The organism is Pseudomonas sp. 478, assembly GCF_003254125.1.
Classification (GTDB): domain Bacteria; phylum Pseudomonadota; class Gammaproteobacteria; order Pseudomonadales; family Pseudomonadaceae; genus Aquipseudomonas.
The window spans coordinates 415,034-432,735 of the sequence record NZ_QKZG01000003.1; the positions used below are offsets into that span (position 1 = coordinate 415,034).

14 protein-coding genes are annotated in these 17,702 nt (G+C 60.2%); 3 read left to right on the plus strand and 11 right to left on the minus strand.

Annotated features, from left to right (window positions below):
- Positions 1-49: 49 nt before the first annotated feature.
- The 5 genes from DFS28_RS08710 to hutC all read right to left on the minus strand — a co-directional run bounded on the left by DFS28_RS08710 (position 50) and on the right by hutC (position 6,046).
- A complete protein-coding gene (locus DFS28_RS08710) occupies positions 50-1,018 on the minus strand; it encodes an ABC transporter substrate-binding protein (protein ID WP_111449403.1) in 969 nt (322 codons plus the stop codon).
- Positions 1,019-1,087: 69 nt separating this feature from the next.
- On the minus strand, positions 1,088-2,560 hold the full coding sequence (locus DFS28_RS08715) for a cytosine permease (protein WP_111449404.1): 1,473 nt from the start codon (positions 2,558-2,560) through the stop codon (positions 1,088-1,090).
- A 148-nt stretch (positions 2,561-2,708) separates the two neighbouring features.
- Positions 2,709-4,397, minus strand: a complete 1,689-nt coding sequence (gene hutU, locus DFS28_RS08720; RefSeq protein ID WP_033055312.1) for a urocanate hydratase — start codon at positions 4,395-4,397, stop codon at positions 2,709-2,711.
- A gap of 414 nt (positions 4,398-4,811) precedes the next feature.
- Positions 4,812-5,381 (minus strand): HutD family protein, encoded by a 570-nt coding sequence (locus DFS28_RS08725; RefSeq protein WP_111449405.1) that lies wholly within the window; start codon positions 5,379-5,381, stop codon positions 4,812-4,814.
- The gene (gene hutC / locus DFS28_RS08730) at positions 5,378-6,046 is read right to left on the minus strand and encodes a histidine utilization repressor (RefSeq protein ID WP_236713266.1); all 669 of its coding nucleotides are present in this window, start codon (positions 6,044-6,046) and stop codon (positions 5,378-5,380) included. The genes DFS28_RS08725 and hutC overlap by 4 nt, the downstream gene beginning before the upstream one ends.
- Before the next feature lie 200 nt (positions 6,047-6,246).
- Between hutC and DFS28_RS08735 the strand changes: the two genes are divergently transcribed.
- Positions 6,247-7,611: a formimidoylglutamate deiminase gene (locus tag DFS28_RS08735; RefSeq protein WP_111449406.1), complete on the plus strand. Its 1,365-nt coding sequence runs from the start codon at positions 6,247-6,249 to the stop codon at positions 7,609-7,611.
- Between the two features lie 120 nt (positions 7,612-7,731).
- Here DFS28_RS08735 and DFS28_RS08740 read toward each other — a convergent pair whose 3' ends face one another.
- Both DFS28_RS08740 and DFS28_RS08745 read right to left on the minus strand, forming a co-directional pair.
- Positions 7,732-8,301, minus strand: a complete 570-nt coding sequence (locus DFS28_RS08740) for a lipocalin family protein (protein WP_111449407.1) — start codon at positions 8,299-8,301, stop codon at positions 7,732-7,734.
- A 31-nt stretch (positions 8,302-8,332) separates the two neighbouring features.
- Complete coding sequence (locus DFS28_RS08745) at positions 8,333-8,587, minus strand: hypothetical protein (protein ID WP_111449408.1); 255 nt, start codon at positions 8,585-8,587, stop codon at positions 8,333-8,335.
- A gap of 30 nt (positions 8,588-8,617) precedes the next feature.
- Between DFS28_RS08745 and DFS28_RS30500 the strand changes: the two genes are divergently transcribed.
- Positions 8,618-8,770: a hypothetical protein gene (locus DFS28_RS30500; RefSeq protein WP_158539665.1), complete on the plus strand. Its 153-nt coding sequence runs from the start codon at positions 8,618-8,620 to the stop codon at positions 8,768-8,770.
- Positions 8,771-8,870: 100 nt separating this feature from the next.
- Positions 8,871-10,763, plus strand: coding sequence for a methyl-accepting chemotaxis protein (locus DFS28_RS08750; protein ID WP_158539667.1), 1,893 nt, complete (start codon positions 8,871-8,873; stop codon positions 10,761-10,763).
- Between the two features lie 117 nt (positions 10,764-10,880).
- Here DFS28_RS08750 and DFS28_RS08755 read toward each other — a convergent pair whose 3' ends face one another.
- The 4 genes from DFS28_RS08755 to DFS28_RS08775 all read right to left on the minus strand — a co-directional run bounded on the left by DFS28_RS08755 (position 10,881) and on the right by DFS28_RS08775 (position 17,695).
- The gene (locus tag DFS28_RS08755; RefSeq protein ID WP_111449410.1) at positions 10,881-11,483 is read right to left on the minus strand and encodes a DUF924 family protein; all 603 of its coding nucleotides are present in this window, start codon (positions 11,481-11,483) and stop codon (positions 10,881-10,883) included.
- Positions 11,484-11,486: 3 nt separating this feature from the next.
- On the minus strand, positions 11,487-12,497 hold the full coding sequence (locus DFS28_RS08760) for a class 1 fructose-bisphosphatase (protein ID WP_008149456.1): 1,011 nt from the start codon (positions 12,495-12,497) through the stop codon (positions 11,487-11,489).
- A gap of 255 nt (positions 12,498-12,752) precedes the next feature.
- The gene (locus tag DFS28_RS08770; protein ID WP_111449412.1) at positions 12,753-14,126 is read right to left on the minus strand and encodes a DUF3999 domain-containing protein; all 1,374 of its coding nucleotides are present in this window, start codon (positions 14,124-14,126) and stop codon (positions 12,753-12,755) included.
- On the minus strand, positions 14,123-17,695 hold the full coding sequence (locus tag DFS28_RS08775; protein WP_111449413.1) for a DUF2339 domain-containing protein: 3,573 nt from the start codon (positions 17,693-17,695) through the stop codon (positions 14,123-14,125). Before DFS28_RS08775 ends, DFS28_RS08770 begins: the two co-directional genes overlap by 4 nt.
- Positions 17,696-17,702 lie beyond the last annotated feature (7 nt).

Genomic DNA, 17,702 nt, shown 5'->3' on the forward strand with positions numbered 1-17,702 from the left:
TTGCGATCAAGCATCCGACTGCCGCTCAGGGCAGTCGGAGAGGCTCAACCTACAAGGCCGCGTCGATCTTTTTGGCTGCGTCGTCGCTCACCCACGCGTGCCAGACTTCAGGATGTTCCTTGAGGAAGATTTTCGCCAGTTTTGGTGACTCGATCCGCTCTTTGGCCATGCGCCCGAGGTTCTGGTTAAGCAGGTCGATTGGCAGGTTGACCTTTTCCAGCACAGCCACCAGTTCCGGGGCTTGCTCGTGGAAGGTCTTGGACAGACCGACCTTGATGGTCACTTGCTTGTTCACGCCTGGTTTCTCATCGAGTTTGACCAGATCCACCTGGCCCATCAGCGGGGTTGGCGACCAGTAGTAGAACAGGATCGGCTCGCCACGCTTGTAGCTCGACAGCACCGCGGCATCCAGCGCCGGGCCGGTGCCCGGACGGAAGTTGGTGTAGGTGCTTTCCAGGCCGTAGCTTTTCAGCATTTCACTGTTGTCCAGCTCACAGGTCCAGCCAGCCGGGCAGTTGTAGAAACGGCCCTTGGAGGGTTCTTCGGCGTCCTTGAACACTGCAGCGTATTTACCCAGATCGGCGATCGCTTTCAGGTCCGGGGCTTTAGGCTCCAGCTTGCGCTTGGCGTCGCCTTCGATCACGTAACGCGGCACGTACCAGCCTTCGACAGCACCCACGACAGGCGCGCCGACACCGACAACTTTGCCGGCCTTCTCAGCCTTGTTCCAGACTTCGCTACGGCCGACCCACTCTTCGGCGAAGATTTGAATATCGTTGCTGCTCAGGGCGTTTTCCATGGTGATGGAGTTGCCCGGCAGGCTGTCGGTCTTGCAGTCGTAGCCTTTCTCCAACACGACTTGCAGCACGTCGGTCAGCAGCATGGCGCTTTCCCAGTTCAGGCCGGCAAATTTCACCGGTTTGCCCGACTCGCACCAACCCGCCGCCTGAGTGGCGCCGGCGCTGGCCAGCAGGCCCATGGAAAGCAATGTGGTCAGCAGGGTCTTGTTCGATTTCATTGTAGTGACGCTCCTAATCATGAGTTGGCTTACGGCAGTCAAGAGGCATCCAGCCCTGTCCACGTCCAATCAGGCCTGCGCCGCAGCGCGACCGGCCCCGCTTGTTATAGGTGCTGCATCGCTGTCCTGCTCGAGCGGCAGGATCAGGTGATCGGGAACTGCGCTGTGCCATTTTTTCGCACACACGTAATACAGGGCTGCAGGAATCACCAGACCGATGATCCAGGAAATATCCACATCACCCAGGGCCGCCACCAGCGGACCGGTATAGAACTTGGTGGAGATAAACGGCAGCTGCACCAGCACACCTAAGACATAGACGCTGATACCGAGGGCGTTCCAACGGCCGTAGCGACCGTTCGGATCGGCCAGTGCCGGCACGTCATACCGTTCGCGGGTGATGCAGTAGTAGTCCACCAGGTTGATCGCGCTCCATGGCGTGAAGAACGCCAGCAGGAACAGGATGAAGGACTTGAATGCACCGAGGAACGAGTGCTGACCGAGCAGCGCCATCAGGGTCGCGGCACCGACGATGACCAGCACGAAGACCAGACGCTGCAAGCGCGATACCTTCAGGTCACCACGGAAGCCGCTGATGATGGTCGCAATGCACATAAAGCTGCCGTAGGAGTTCAGCGTGGAGATGGTGACCTTGCCGAATGCGATGCTGAAATACAGCAGCGCAGCGGTGGTACCGGTACCGCCCAGACCGACGATGTAGGCGACTTCATGGCCAGCGAATTGCCCGTTGGCCGATGCGGCAGCGAACACGCCGAGGACCATCGCTACCTGCGCACCAATGACCGAACCTGCGCCTGCGGCAAAAAAAGTTTTCACCGAGGAAATCTTGCTCGGCAGGTAGCGAGAGTAGTCAGCCACGTAAGGACCGAAGGCGATCTGCCAGGACGCCGCGAGCGATACCGCGAGCAGGAAACTGCTCCAGCTGAAGTGGCGGATTTGCAACAGTGCGCCAACATCAACCTGGCTCATCAGACGGCTGAACAGATAAACAAAAGCAATCACGCCAATGACACTGGCAACACGGCCGATCCAATGGATCACCCGATAACCAAGCACCGTGACCAGCACGATGACACTGGCGAAGATCAGGATGCCGACGCTGTCGCTGACATCAAACAACTGGCCCAGCGCTTGACCGGACAGAACGGTGCCCGTTGCGGTGAAACCGAGGTACATCAAACACACCAGCACGATCGGGATGGCCGCGCCATACACGCCGAACTGCACCCGGCTGGAGATCATCTGCGGCAGGCCAAGCTTGGGCCCTTGCGCCGCATGCAGTGCCATTACGCCACCGCCGAGCAGTTGACCGATCAACAGACCGATCAACGACCAGAACACGTCACCGCCCAGCACCACGGCCAGGGCCCCGGTGACAATCGCGGTGATTTGCAGGTTGGCACCCATCCACAGGGTGAACTGGCTCAACAGACGACCGTGTCTTTCCGCTTCCGGGATGTAGTCGATCGAACGTTTCTCGATCAACGGTTTACTGCCTGCACGATCGCTGTTAACAGCCATGATTCAACCTCTGTGGATTGTTATTGGAATTCACTGTGAAGCGGCTCTTTGTGGGAGCGGGCTTGCTCGCGAAGAGGCCGGCACATCCAACATCAATGCCGACTGGTCTACCGCTTTCGCGAGCAAGCCCGCTCCCACAGGTATTGCGTTATTTGCCGGTAATCATCGGCAGGTTCAGCCCCTGTTCCTTGGCGCAGTCGATCGCGATCTGGTAACCCGCATCGGCGTGACGCATGACACCGGTAGCCGGGTCGTTGTGCAGGACGCGAGCGATACGCTCTGCCGCTTCGTCAGTACCGTCGCAGACAATCACCATGCCCGAGTGCTGGGAGAAGCCCATGCCGACGCCGCCGCCGTGGTGCAGGGAAACCCAGGTCGCGCCGCTCGCGGTGTTGAGCAGAGCGTTGAGCAGTGGCCAATCGGACACGGCATCGGAACCGTCCTGCATCGACTCGGTTTCGCGGTTCGGGCTGGCTACCGAGCCGGAGTCCAGGTGGTCGCGACCGATCACGATTGGCGCGGACAATTCACCGCTGCGAACCATTTCGTTGAACGCCAGACCGAGCTTGGCGCGCAGGCCCAGGCCAACCCAGCAGATACGTGCCGGCAGCCCTTGGAAACTGATGCGCTCGCGCGCCATGTCCAGCCAGTTGTGCAGGTGCGCGTCGTCCGGGATCAGTTCTTTGACCTTGGCGTCGGTTTTGTAGATGTCTTCGGCGTTGCCCGACAGTGCAGCCCAGCGGAACGGACCGATACCGCGGCAGAACAGCGGACGGATGTAAGCCGGTACGAAACCCGGGAAGTCGAATGCGTTCTCGACGCCTTCTTCCTGAGCCATCTGACGGATGTTGTTGCCGTAGTCGAAGGTCGGAATACCCATTTTCTGGAATTCGAGCATCGCTTTAACGTGTACAGCCATCGATTGCTTGGCGGCCTTGACCACGGCAGCAGGCTCGGTCTTGGCGCGAGCGCGGTACTCTTCCCAGGTCCAGCCGGCTGGCAGGTAACCGTTGAGCGGGTCGTGGGCGCTGGTCTGGTCGGTGACCATGTCCGGGCGCACGCCACGCTTGACCAGTTCCGGCAGGATTTCCGCCGCGTTACCCAGCAGGGCGATGGAAATCGCTTTGCCTTCCTTGGTGTATTTGGCGATGCGGGCCAGCGCGTCGTCGAGGTCGGTGGCTTGCTCGTCGACATAACGGCTGTTCAGACGGAAGTCGATGCTGACCTGTTGGCATTCGATGTTCAGCGAGCAAGCGCCGGCCAGGGTCGCGGCCAGAGGTTGAGCGCCACCCATGCCGCCGAGGCCTGCGGTCAGTACCCAACGACCTTTCAGGTCATCGTTGTAGTGTTGGCGACCGGCTTCGACGAAGGTTTCGTACGTACCTTGAACGATGCCCTGGCTGCCGATGTAGATCCAGCTGCCGGCAGTCATCTGGCCGTACATGGCCAGGCCTTTGGCGTCGAGTTCGTTGAAGTGTTCCCAGCTCGCCCAGTGTGGCACCAGGTTGGAGTTGGCGATCAGTACGCGCGGGGCGTTGCTGTGGGTCTTGAACACGCCGACCGGCTTGCCGGATTGCACCAGCAGGGTCTCGTCGTCATTCAGGTTGGTCAGGCTTTCGACGATCTTGTCGTAGCATTCCCAGTTACGTGCCGCACGACCGATACCACCGTAAACCACCAGTTCTTTAGGGTTCTCGGCGACTTCCGGGTCGAGGTTGTTCATCAGCATGCGCAGCGGCGCTTCAGTCAGCCAGCTCTTGGCGGTCAGCTTGTTACCGCGTGCGGCACGGATTTCTACATTGCGGTATTTAGTAGGTTTCTGGGTATTGTCAGTCACGAAAAAGACTCCTCAGCGATCAATCCAAACCAACCCTGGCGGTGGGTAAGCCAGCCTGTGCGCGTCAACGCGACACAAGCGAATCAGTGGACGTTGCGAGGAGTCTCGATCGACTCATACGCATACGTCTTTACTTGTACATACAAGCATATGCAATCAAGCGGCCAACTTGCTGAATGAGTGCTCAAGAAAAGTTCTGAAAGGGCTGGAAAGCGCCTGGATCAAGGGTTCTGGCAAAGATGAAATTTTTCGGGGGGATTTTGTGAGGGGATGACAGCTGTTACTTGAGCGGGGTTTTGCGCCACGCTGGGGCGTTCGGTAACAAAATGGTGCGCGATGGGAAACAGGGGTAGAAGGCTGCTTTGTGGTGAGGGGATTTATCCCCTCACCACATTAGATTGCCTCAGCAGTTAATCAGCGTGCAGTCAGTTCGATCACGCAGCATGGGCCATTGCTGGAGACTTCCAGCAGGCCGGCGTTACCGTCGAGTTGCAGGCAATCATGGCGACCGAGTTGTGAGGCACTGTTACCGACCTTCACTTCAAGTTCGTCGGTGACACTGAATACGAGCACGGTGCCTGCCGAGCTGAAAAACCGCTGCTCGCCATCCAGCCACTGCAACCGCGCGCTATAACGCTGCGGTGCATAAATCAGGTTGAAGTCGCGGATCGGCCCACCGAGCAATGTGCAGGAAACCTGGCTCTCGCCGCTGAAAGCAAAGGGCTCCAGCGGTAACAATGGCCGAGTGTCCTGACCATCAACCCGCAAGGTCATGCCGTCGCCTTGCAGCACAGTGATCACTCGCTCATAGCCGGCGAATGTCGAGAAGCCGCCCGACTCGCCGATGTCGGCAATCGACAGACGCCAGCCGAAACCCTCAAGGCCGGCACCTCCATCACGGGTGATTTCTTCAGTGCTGCCGCCGCCGTTTTTCCACGGCATGCGCGGGTAATCTTTTGCGCGTAGAACCTTTACTTGATTCATTTATGAAACCGACCTTCCAGACGATGACGGGAACCGGGGTGGATCAAACGGGCGGCGGTCACTGGCTGACGGCCGGACCAGGTGCGGCGGCGAATCAGCAGGCACGGCTCGCCCTTTTCAATCTGCAGCAACTTGCACTCGCTGGCCTCGGCCAGAATCGCTTCGACCACGTGTTCGCCTTCCGTCAGCGGCGCGACCTGGTTCAGATAGGCGTATGGCGTTTGCAGGGTGAAGTCTTGCTTGAGGTAGTCCGGTGCTACCAATGCGTTGACGAAACGGTCTTCGATTTGCACCGGGATATCATTTTCAAAATGCACGATCAACGAGTGAAAGACTTTCTGGCCTTCACGCATGTCCAGGGCCAGTGCGCGCTCGGAACCGGCAGCCTCTTCTTCGAGGGTGATGACCTTGCAGGTGTGGCGATGGCCACGGGAGGCGATTTCGTCGGCGATGTTGTGGACTTCAAACAGCGCGGACTGACTTTTCGGCTCGGCGACGAACGTGCCGACACCCTGCATGCGCACCAACAGACCGTCGGCGGTCATCTCGCGCAGGGCGCGGTTGATGGTCATACGACTGAAGCCCAGCTGGTTGACCAGTTCGCTTTCCGACGGAACGCGGTAGTGCGGCGGCCAGTTTCCACTGTCGATTTGCTGGGTGATCATCTGTTTGACGCGGGCGTACAAGGGCGCCGGACTGTCGCCCAGATTGGCGCTCAGATTGGCATTCGGCGGCAATGTGGCAGACGGAGTTGGCACGGTTAATCCTTGTTCATTTGTTAGAGATTGCTAGCTTGCCGGAGTTTACCGAGCAGGCAAACGTCTGTATATGTATATACAAATAACACACGATGGGGTGCTGAACCATGTCCGCCTTCTTTGCCGAACGCGCGCTGCTGCCTAGTGGATGGGCCAACAATGTACGCCTTGAGGTCAGCGCCGATGGCGTGTTGACCCATATCCAGGCCGATTCCAACGCAAATGGCGCCGAACGGCTTAGCGGTCCGCTGCTGCCGGGTATGCCGAATTTACACTCCCACGCCTTCCAGCGCGCCATGGCCGGACTGGCGGAAGTGGCGGGTAATCCGAATGACAGTTTCTGGACCTGGCGCGATTTGATGTATCGCCTCGTCGGAAAAATCAGCCCGGATCAACTCGGCATCATCGCCCGTCAGCTGTACATCGAAATGCTCAAGGCCGGTTACACCTCGGTCGCGGAATTTCATTATGTACACCACGACACCAACGGCCAGCCTTACGCGGACCCGGCCGAACTGGCCCTGCGCATCAGCCACGCCGCCAGTTCCGCCGGGATCGGCCTGACCCTGCTGCCGGTGCTCTACAGCCATTCCGGTTTCGGCGGCCAGGCCCCGAACGAAGGCCAGCGCCGCTTTATCAACAGCACCGAAAACTACCTCAAGCTTCAGTCGCGCTTGCAGCCGATCCTGGCGCAGCAACCGGCGCAGTCGCTGGGTTTGTGTTTCCACTCGTTGCGCGCGGTAACACCGCAGCAGATCAGCGAAGTGCTGGCCGCCAGCGACCAGCAGTGCCCGGTGCACATCCACATCGCCGAGCAGCAGAAAGAAGTCGATGACTGCCTGAGCTGGAGCGGTCGCCGTCCGCTGCAATGGCTGTATGAGAACACCGAAGTCGATCAGCGCTGGTGCCTGGTTCACGCCACCCACGCCAACCCGGAAGAAGTCACGCTGATGGCCAAGAGTCGCGCCATCGCCGGCTTGTGCCTGACCACCGAAGCCAACCTGGGCGACGGGATTTTCCCGGCGGTGGATTTCCTCGCTCAGGGCGGGCGCATGGGCATCGGTTCCGACAGCCATGTGTCATTGAGCGTGGTGGAAGAATTGCGCTGGCTGGAATACGGCCAGCGTCTGCGTGACCAGCGCCGTAACCGTTTGTATGGCGCGGATCAGCCGATGGTCGGCCGCACGCTGTACGACGCGGCGCTGGATGGCGGCGCTCAAGCGCTGGGTCAGTCGATTGGCGCGCTGGAAGTTGGCAAACGTGCGGATTGGCTGGTGCTGGATGGCAACGATCCGTACCTGGCGACAGCCAGTGGCGACGGGATTCTCAATCGTTGGTTGTTTGCCGGCGGTGATCGCCAGGTGCGCGATGTGCTGGTCAATGGCCAGTGGGTTGTGCGCGACGGGCGCCATGCGGACGAAGAAGAAAGTAACCGCGCCTTCACCCAAGTCCTTCGCGATCTCTTGGGCTGACACAAAAAAAAATGTGGGAGCGGGCTTGCTCGCGAAGGCGGCTTAACAGTCAACGAATATGTTGAATGTGATGGCCTCTTCGCGAGCAAGCCCGCTCCCACATTTGTTATTCGCGAGCCATTAGTTCGAGGTCTTGGCCATCTGCGTATCTGTCGCGCGCCAGATCAGCCGCGTGGTGTCGTAACCTTGCTGACGCGCCTTGCTCAGCAGTTCCTCACGCACGACGCCATTGACCGTCGGGGTCCGGGACAGCAGCCACAGATACTTGCGGCTCGGATCGCCAACAATGGCGGTCTTGTAGTCATCACTGACGTACAACACCCAGTACTCTCCCTTCGCCGCACCCGGAATCAGCCGCGAAAACCAGGTATCGAACTCGACCCACAGCTTGTCGGTTTTGCCCGGTTCCTGTGGCCAGGCCATGCCTTTGGCCTCTTCCCATTGCCAGTCCGCCGTCAGGCAGCGATTGTGCACCAACACCGTGCCGTCAGGCTTGAGCGTGTAATGGGCTTCGGATTGCGCGCAGTTGCGCTGGAAATACATCGGCAGACGAGCCAACTCGTACCAGGTCCCTTGGTACTTCTTGAGATTGACGCTATTGGCAGTTTTCGGTGCCAACGGATCTACGCCAGAGGTGGCGCAGCCGACCAATACCAGGCCGGCTAAAAGGACTATCAGTAACCGCTTCATTATTTTTCTCCCGTGGGCGTATAACCCCGGTTTACTTCAGGCCTTGGCCGGAAAACATCAGCACTTTGTCACCGGCGTACTGCACGCTGATAAAGCTGTTCTTGTCGCCCCAGGTACAGCTGGACATGCCAAGCGCGCCCGAGCAATCGGCGGGTTTGCCCAGCAAGGCTTCTACTTCGGCCTTGGGCATGCCTGACGACAGCTTCGAGTAGTTTTCCTGATTGATCTTGCTGCAAGCGGCCAACAACACGCAGAACGAAAGCAGGGCGATAGAACGCAGCGACATGGTGTAGCTCCTGGGGCGAAGGGGAATGGCATGGCTGCCAAGCTGAAGCTTAGAAGAGAAAACCCCTATCTGGTTCCCTGGGCGGCCGGCTATTTATCAGGCCGCTCGTCTGCCTTATTTGGAAAATCTGCAACTTTACTTTCGCTATTGGGTATTTCGTCGGTTTTCGCAAAAACCGCCTAATCTTTGGCGTCGGCCAGTCGACATAAAAGCAGCGCAACGCCCACGACTGTGGCAAATTGACGCCCCTTTGTTGACCAGCCCCTCCGCGGTAGCTCATTTAATGACCAGAAACATGAAGTTCAGCCACAAGATCTTGTTGGCTGCCGCCCTCGTGGTGGCCGTTGCATTCGCTTGTTTCATCCTCTTCAACGACTACCGCCAGCGGCAAACCCTGCGCAGCAACACCGAATCCTCGATGCAGGAACTCGGCAGCCTGACCACCAGCAACATCCAGACCTGGCTGGAAAGCCGCATGCAGTTGCTGCAATCGCTGTCCCAGCAGATCGCCGTGGACGGCAGCGCCCAGGCCAACCTCAAGCGCGCTATCGATCTGCCGGCCTACACCAGTAATTTTCAGTTGAGCTACTTCGGTGGCACCGACGGTGTGATGTTCTCGGTCCCGGCCGGCAATCGTGCAGCGGATTACGACCCCCGCGCCCGTGGCTGGTACAAGGCGGCCAACGGTGCGCAACAAACCATCGTCACCGAACCTTACATCGCCGCGTCGTCGGGCAAACTGGTGATCACCGTTGCCACCCCGGTGAAATATCAGAATCAAATGATCGGCGTCGCTGGCGCAGACATCGACCTGTCTAGCGTCAGCGCGATCATCAACTCGCTGAACTTCGGCGGCCACGGCCATGCGTTTATTGTTAGCGCCGACGGCAAGATCCTGATCCACCCGGACAGCAAACTGGTGCTCAAGAGCCTGACCGACGCCTACCCGAACGGCGCGCCGAAAGTCAGCCCGGGCATGAAAGAAGTCGAGATCGACGGCAAGCGTCAGTTCATCTCCTTTACCCACGTCAACGGTGTGCCCTCGGCAGACTGGTACGTGGCGCTGGTGCTGGATCAGGACACCGCATTCTCGATGCTCAGCGAGTTCCGCACCTCGGCGATCATCGCCATGGTCATTGCCGTGGTGATCATCATCGCGCTGCTGGGCATGCTGATCAGCTTCCTGATGCAGCCGCTGCTGACCATGGGCCGCGCCATGCATGACATCGCCGAAGGCGAAGGTGACCTGACCAAACGCCTGACGATTCACGGCCAGGACGAATTCGGTGCACTGGGCACCTCCTTCAACCGCTTTGTGGAGCGTATTCATACGTCGATTCGCGAAGTGTCCTCGGCCACCGGCCAGGTCAACGAAGTCGCCTTGCGTGTGGTGGCGGCGTCGAACTCGTCGATGTTCAACTCCGACCAGCAAGCCTCGCGCACCAGCAGCGTGGCCGCCGCCATCAACGAACTGGGTGCTGCCGCCCAGGAAATCGCCCAGAACGCCGCCCTCGCCTCTCAGCATTCGAGCGATGCTCGTGCATTGGCCGAGGACGGCCAGCAAGTCGTCGATAAAACCATTGCGGCGATGCAGCAGCTCTCGGCGAAGATCAGCGATTCGTGCGGCAACATCGAAACGCTCAACAGCAACACCGTGAACATCGGGCAGATTCTGGAAGTGATCACCAGCATCTCCCAGCAGACCAACCTGCTGGCACTCAACGCCGCCATCGAAGCGGCCCGAGCCGGTGAAGCCGGTCGCGGTTTTGCCGTGGTCGCGGACGAGGTGCGTAACCTCGCGCACCGGACTCAGGATTCGGCGCAGCAAGTGCAGAAGATGATCGAGGAGCTGCAAGTCGGCGCCCGGGAAGCCGTGATAACCATGACCGACAGCCAGCGCCAGAGCGAAAGCAGCGTCGGCATCGCCAACCAGGCGGGCGAACGTCTGGGCAGCGTGACCCAGCGCATCGGTGAGATCGACGGGATGAACCAGTCGGTGGCCACTGCGACGGAAGAGCAGACGGCTGTGGTGGAGTCGATCAATGTCGACATTACCGAGATCAACACGCTGAACCAGGAAGGCGTGGAGAACTTGCAGTCGACGTTGCGCGCGTGTGCGGATCTTGAGCAGCAGGCGGCGCGGTTGAAGCAATTGGTCGGAAGCTTCAGGATTTAAGCCATTCTTGCGGGCCCCTTCGCGAGCAAGCCCGCTCCCACAGTGGATTTGCGTCGATCACAAGTCCACTGTGGGAGCGGGCTTGCTCGCGAAGGCTGCATCAGCCGCGATGAAGATTTAGAACCTTGAACCAGGCGCTGAAAGAAACTCAATTTCCTCAGCCGTAGATTCTCGTCCCAACACCGCATTGCGATGTGGAAACCGTCCAAACCGCGCAATGATCTTCTGATGCCGCTCGGCATAATCCAGGTTGTCCGCAAACACCGCACGATCCGCCTCGGGTTGCTGTTCAACCAGCTCGATAAACCGCGAAACCGCTTCGTTCTGCACCGCCAGATTTTCGCAATGCTCAAACACCAGGTAGATGAATACCCGCTGGATCGGCTGCAACTGCCGATCGAAATCCGCAGCAATGCCTTGCGCCACCAGAGCCTGAGCCCTGAGATCGCCTGAAAAGGATTTGGGAGTGTCGCGAAAGATCATTCGCGGGAGCTGATCGAGCAGCAGCACCAGGGCCAGCCAACCTTCGGGGCGTTGCGCCCACTCGGTCAATCCGCCGGCCAGTGCCTGCTCGACCCAGTCCCCGAAACGCGTCTGCGCTTCGAGGTCCTGGCTGTCGCGCTTGCCGAACCATAACTTGCCCTTGTCAGCCGCTATTTCGCTGGGGGATTCGAATGTTCCGAACCACCATTCGAGCAACGGCTGCCAGGGCGCGGTCATGGTTTATTCCTTGTGGTAAGCCGTGACGCGCTCGACTTCTTCTTTCGAACCGAGGAACACCGCGACACGCTGGTGCAAGCCGTCAGGCTTGATGTCGAGGATGCGCTGATGGCCATCGGTGGAAGCGCCGCCAGCCTGTTCAACCAGGAACGACATCGGGTTGGCTTCGTACATCAGACGTAGCTTGCCCGGCTTGGACGGCTCGCGGCTGTCGCGTGGGTACATGAACAAGCCACCACGGGTCAGGATGCGGTGCACGTCCGCGACCATCGCGGCGACCCAGCGCATGTTGTAGTTCTTTTTCAGCGGGCCTTCTTCGCCAGCCAGCAATTCGCTGACGTAGCGTTGTACCGGCGCTTCCCAGTGACGCTGGTTGGAGGAGTTGATCGCGAATTCCTGAGTAGACTCCGGAATCTTGATGTCCTCATGGGTCAGAACGAAGCTGCCCATTTCGCGGTCCAGGGTGAAGCCTTTTACGCCGTCGCCCAGGGTCAGGATCAACATGGTCTGTGGACCGTAGATCGCGTAACCGGCAGCCACTTGCTCAGTGCCTGGCTGCAAGAAAGCCTTTTCGTTCAAGGGCTCGTTTTGGCTCAGGTATTCGTTCGGGCAACGCAGCACCGAGAAGATAGTACCGACCGGCGCGTTGATATCGATGTTCGACGAGCCATCCAATGGGTCGAAAACCAGCAGGTATGCGCCTTTCGGGTATTTGCCCGGGATCTGGTAGGCGTTGTCCATTTCTTCGGACGCCATGCCCGCCAGGTGACCGCCCCATTCGTTGGCTTCGAGCAGGATCTCGTTGGAGATCACGTCGAGTTTCTTCTGCACTTCACCTTGGACGTTTTCGGTGCCCATGCTGCCCAGAACACCACCGAGGGCGCCTTTGGACACGGCGTGGTTGATCTCTTTGCAAGCACGCGCCACCACTTCGATCAGGAAACGCAGATCGGCAGGGGTGTTGTTGCTACGGGTCTGCTCAATCAAATAGCGACTCAGGGTAACGCGGGACATGGAAGGCTCCGGTGGAATGGGGGGCTAAAAACCCGCGCAGTTTAACGCGAGTCAGGGCGCATTTCCTCCTATCAGACGTGTTACATCCAATAGAGTTCATGCGCCCGGTTGAGCGTAGTTCGAATCCGGGTTCTTTACCGACCGATAAACCGCCTTCGCGAGCAGGTCGGATCGCCGCACCGTCGCTCCCACATTGGAATGCGAACATTTGTGGGAGCGGGCTTGCTCGCGAATGGCGCGCAGCGCCAGCCATTCTCAGGATTTGGTAACAGGCTTGCGCAACAGACTGAACGCCATCGCGCCCAGGAACAAAACACTGAGCAGCAACACCGCCCACAGCCCGATTTTCTTCCAGTTTGTGTCGATCGTCGCAGCCGTTGTCACGGTCGACGCGGGTGTGGCCACCGCCCCGCCGTCCACCGTAGCCTTGCCCAATGTCGCCAACTTCGCAGCGCTGTAATCTGGAATCAACGTCGACAGCGGTAGGCTCGCCGCCTTCACCGTGGCACTTCCCAGCGCGAGCGTATAAGGCCCCGCCCCGCGCGCCAGGAACACCAATTGAATGGAGCGCACGGCGAATCGCACTGTCGGCGCCTCTGCCCCCAGACCGCCGCCGCGCTCGTCCACCGTCAGCTTCAACTGCTGAACGATTTGCCCCGACAGCTGCAATTCGTTCTGCACCACGTCCTGGCCATTCTGGGTCAAGCGATAGAGCAAACCGCTGCTCATCGGCTGCCACGGCAGGCTACTTTCCCGACGACCGGATAAGGTCACGGGCGCCAAACTGTTGGGCTGACTCAACTCGACCTGCAAGCGCTCGACATTCAGTCCCATGGGTAATTGCCAGGTGTATTCACCGGCCTTTACGCTGCTGCCGGCCAGCGGTTGCGACCAGACAAGCGGTAACGGCAAGCTGCGGGTCTTGGCGCTTTGCAGCTGCGCCGAAGTCAACGTCGGTGCCGATTGCGGCGTGCTCCACAGCAAGCGCAGATAACGGGCCGACTGACCCGGCAGGGCGACTGCATGTTGCTCGACCTGTTCGTCAGCAAACGTCAGACGCGCCACCTGACCTTCACCCCAAGACTGCCAATGCTGCAAGTCGTCGCTGGCTTCGATGGTGAAACGCTGGAAGCCGTCGCGTTCGCTGGTCCAGTCGAGGATCAACTGCTGCAACGGAGCTTTGATGCTGCTGGCATCGAGCAACCAGCCGCGCAGCATTTCTTCGCCCGCCTCCAGCTGACTGGACGGTTGTACTTCGACCAGCGTGCCGTTGGCGCTCGATTGCACCCGCACGCTCGGTGCGTGCTCGGTGGAGTCTGCCGAGTTGTACAGCGGGAACCATTTCACGTCGGTCAGGGTACGGTTTTCGCTGGTCTGCGCCGGCGCGCGCGCCAAGGAATACGCCTGCGCCTCTCCGGCGGCATTGAACACGCGCACATCACTGAGATCGGTTTGCCGCGCATTCAATTGCACGCTCAATGGCAATTCGAGGCGATACCACGGACCTTCGCCGCTGACCGACAACGGCACCTGCGTGGCGAAGTCCGCCAGTTTTTCCTGGGCACTGGCCGACAGCGCCACACCCAGCGCAACAGCGCCCAACCAGACCAGGTTCAGCTTCTGACTCAAGACGACACTCCTTCGGTTTGCGGGGCCGGTTTTTCAGCCTCCGGATCAGCATCAAAGCGCTTGGGCGGCAACGGGGCGAAATAGCCCACCACCAACAACAACACGCCAACGCCGATAAACGAGACGATCCGGGCGAGTCCGCCGCGGTTACTCAATTCGACAAAGAACAGTTTGGCCACCACCACACCAATCAGCGCCGCTCCGATCAGCCAGACTTCGCGGCGATGACGCAAATGACCGCCGATCATCAGACTCAGGGCCATCAAGGTCCAGACGATGGACAGACCGGCCTGCACCAGCATGGATTCGAGCAACGTATCCAGCTCGAACGGCACACCGCCCCAATGGTGGGCTGTGCGCATCACCAGCGCCGTGAAGAACACAAACAGCGAGGCGCCAGCGATCAGTTGCGTGGCGTGTTCAGCATAGTCCTTGCGAATCGCCAGTTGCGTCACGGCGCTGCGGGACCACACGTAGACGCCGAACAGCGCAAACAGCAGACCCAGCTCCAGCGGGTTGATCAGCGGTACGTAAGGCAACGGCTCGGCGGTGCCGTCGCTGACGATGTTCGCCAGCCAGAACCAGCCGAGCATGAGTAATGCCAATGGTGCGGCGGCATAGACACGGTATTCGCGGGCATAAGTCGACACCGGCCATGGCCAGGCACGGGGTGCGGCCGCGAGCACCAGATACAGGCTCGGCAGAATCGCCCAACCCAACCAGCGCCAGGCGTTGTACTGCTCGGACAACAGCAACAGGCCGTAACGCAGCTCCAGGGCCAACACACCGATCAACAGCCAGCAGCCGAGCACGTGCGCGGTACTGAGGGCGCGCGCCGGCAACATCGGCACCAGACGCCGCAGGGAGATGAAGTGCACAACGAACACGGCCGCCCATACCAGCCAACCAAAATTGGCCGCCGGGTGATAACGCGAGTGCCACGCAGCCAATAACACCAAACCGGCCGCAGGCATCAGCAAGGTGCAGAGCAAGCCCAGCGACGACCATTTCAAACGCAACGCCAACACCGTCCACAGCGCCACGCTCAGCGCCGCAACGGCCAGCAACAACGTCGCTTGCAGATTCAACGGTGCGAAGCGCAGCACCTCACTGACCCACGCCAGCGCCCACCAAGCCGCGCCCCACACCAGCAGCACTTCAGACAAACGCTGCAAACTCAGCCCATCGAAGGCCGACGCATGATTGCCGAGCTGCAAGCGCCAGGCCCCAACCATCGCAGCCAAACCCAACACCAGCGGCGTCCAGAAACCGCTGTGAGCCAGAGGCTTCAATCCTTCACTCGCAAGCGGTCCGAGCAAATCCGGCCCGGCCATCAGGAACGCCGCGCCACCGATCACCTGCAACAGCAAACCGAAGACAAAACTCACTCGCTGCTTCAGGTACAGACTCAGCCAGATGATGAACAGACCGCTGGCCGCCCATACCGCACTCGCTGTTTGCCAAGGCAGGACGAACAGCACCGCCAGATTGATCAACACCAGACCGGCCAGCAGCACCACCGACAAGCCGCGCAGCAATCGCACGTCGCTTCGGACCATCTCATCGCGCGCCGCCAGCAACATGCCAGCGATCAGCGCCAGGCCGATCAACGACGCGCTCAGCAATCCGCTCCAACCCGCACTGAACACGGCGCCAGACTCACCGCTCGAACCTTGCAGCCGCAGCAGGAACAACGCACCGCCGAGCAACTGCACGGCGAATGCGGTGAACAGGAAGGTGCGCGACTGCAGACGCAAGCCAACGAACAAGGTCGCCAACCCCGCCAGCGCCCAACTGATCGCCGTGCCGTGAGTGAAGAAGAACAACGGCGCCAGCAGATAAAGGAAGGTCAAACCGAGGCAGGCCAACACGGGCAGCCCTTTGCGCTCCCAGTCCGACGTCTGCTCGGGCAAGGCTTTGCGCAACTGGTAGAAGCTGAACAACAACGCCACGCCGAGCATCAACGCGCCCAGCGGCGCACCGTCGAGCAGGCTGCTTTCACCGATCCGCAGTTCGCTGATAAAAGTCAGCGCCGAGCCCAGCTGCAACAGCAAGGCAAAGGCTCGGGCCAGCGGTCGTTGCTGACGCAGGCCCAGCCAGAAGATGCCGGCGCCTTCGACGGCCCAAGCGGCGGCAGTCCAGCGCGCATCGAGCCCCAACGGAATCGCCAGGCTGGCGAAGATCACCCCCAACGCCAGACAGGTTTCCGCCAACAGCAACGCTCGTCCGCCCATCAGCAGCCGCGCCAGGCCCATGTAAATCACGCCCAACGCCAACGCGCTGAAGGCTGAGGCGAATTCCAAGTGCTGGACCAACGCGAACTGCAAGCCGAAGCCCACCAACGGAGGACCGAACAGCATCGTGCCGTCGACGTAATCGCCCTTGCGCGCCGACCAATGCAGCAGCGCTTCACGGCTGCCATCCTCGGGGGCGTCGCTCATTTCCAGCAACTTGCGCCGGGCGAACAGCAGACCGATGGCCAGGTACATCAGGAAGAACACGATCAGGAACGGCTCGGTACTCCACAACAACTCCGGCGTATAGGAACGCAGGCCCCAGGCGAAACTGATGCCGAAGGTGCCGACGAAGCCGATCAGGTTGAGCAGCCGCCAGGCCTTGAACCAGGCGATGGCGAGGATGCCGGCGTTGAGTAAGGCGAAGTAGCTGAACAACGCGACATGGTTGCCAGCGCCGGTGGAGGTCAGGATCGGCGCGGCAAAACCGCCCAACGCCGCAGCGGCAGCCAGGCCCAAGGCATCCTGGGTGATGGCGAGGATCGCCGAGAACACCGTCACCGCGACCAGCAGGCCTAACGCCGCCGTAGGGTCGAGCAGCGGATGCAGGCGCATCGCGGCAAACACGGTCAGGTACAGCACCGCGATCCCGGTGCCCTGCAACATCAACGCGAAATGGCTGTTGCGTGTTCTAAGCCACCAACCCAGCCCCAGAAGCCCCAATGCCGCCGCCGCAACACCGGCGTAACGCAACTCGATCGGCACCACCATGCCTTCGGTGGCGTAACGCAGCAGGAAGGCCAGGCCGAGAAACAACAGCACCACACCGACCCGCAGCACCGTGTTCCCGCCGAACAGCCAGTTGCGGGCGCCACTGATGGCGCGATCGATGAAGTTCGGGCCACGCGGGATGGCGGGTTGTTGTGGTTCGCGGGCGACCGGTTCGGGTTTCCAGGCATCGACGGGCACTGGACGACTCGCTTCGGCGGCCGCCGCGGTAATCGGTTCCAGTTCGGGAGGGAGTTCCCAGGTCAGCTCCGGGGCTTCGGCAGGGATTTCGTCGAGCGTGAACTCAGGAGACGGCTCGGGTTCGTGGGATTCCTGCGTCTTGACGCCTGACACTTCCAGCAATGACAGCCGTTGCTGCACCGCATTCAGCGCGATCTGAGCCTGATCAAGTAGCTTACGTTGCTCGGCAGCCTGTGAACCCAGACGGCCAATGCGAATGGCCTGGCCAATACCCAACCCGAGCAGCGCGCCCAGCAGCGCATCGCTGAACGACTCGTCGAGTACCCAGCCCAGCACCAGCCCTATCAGCATGAACATCCATTGCATGGTCGAT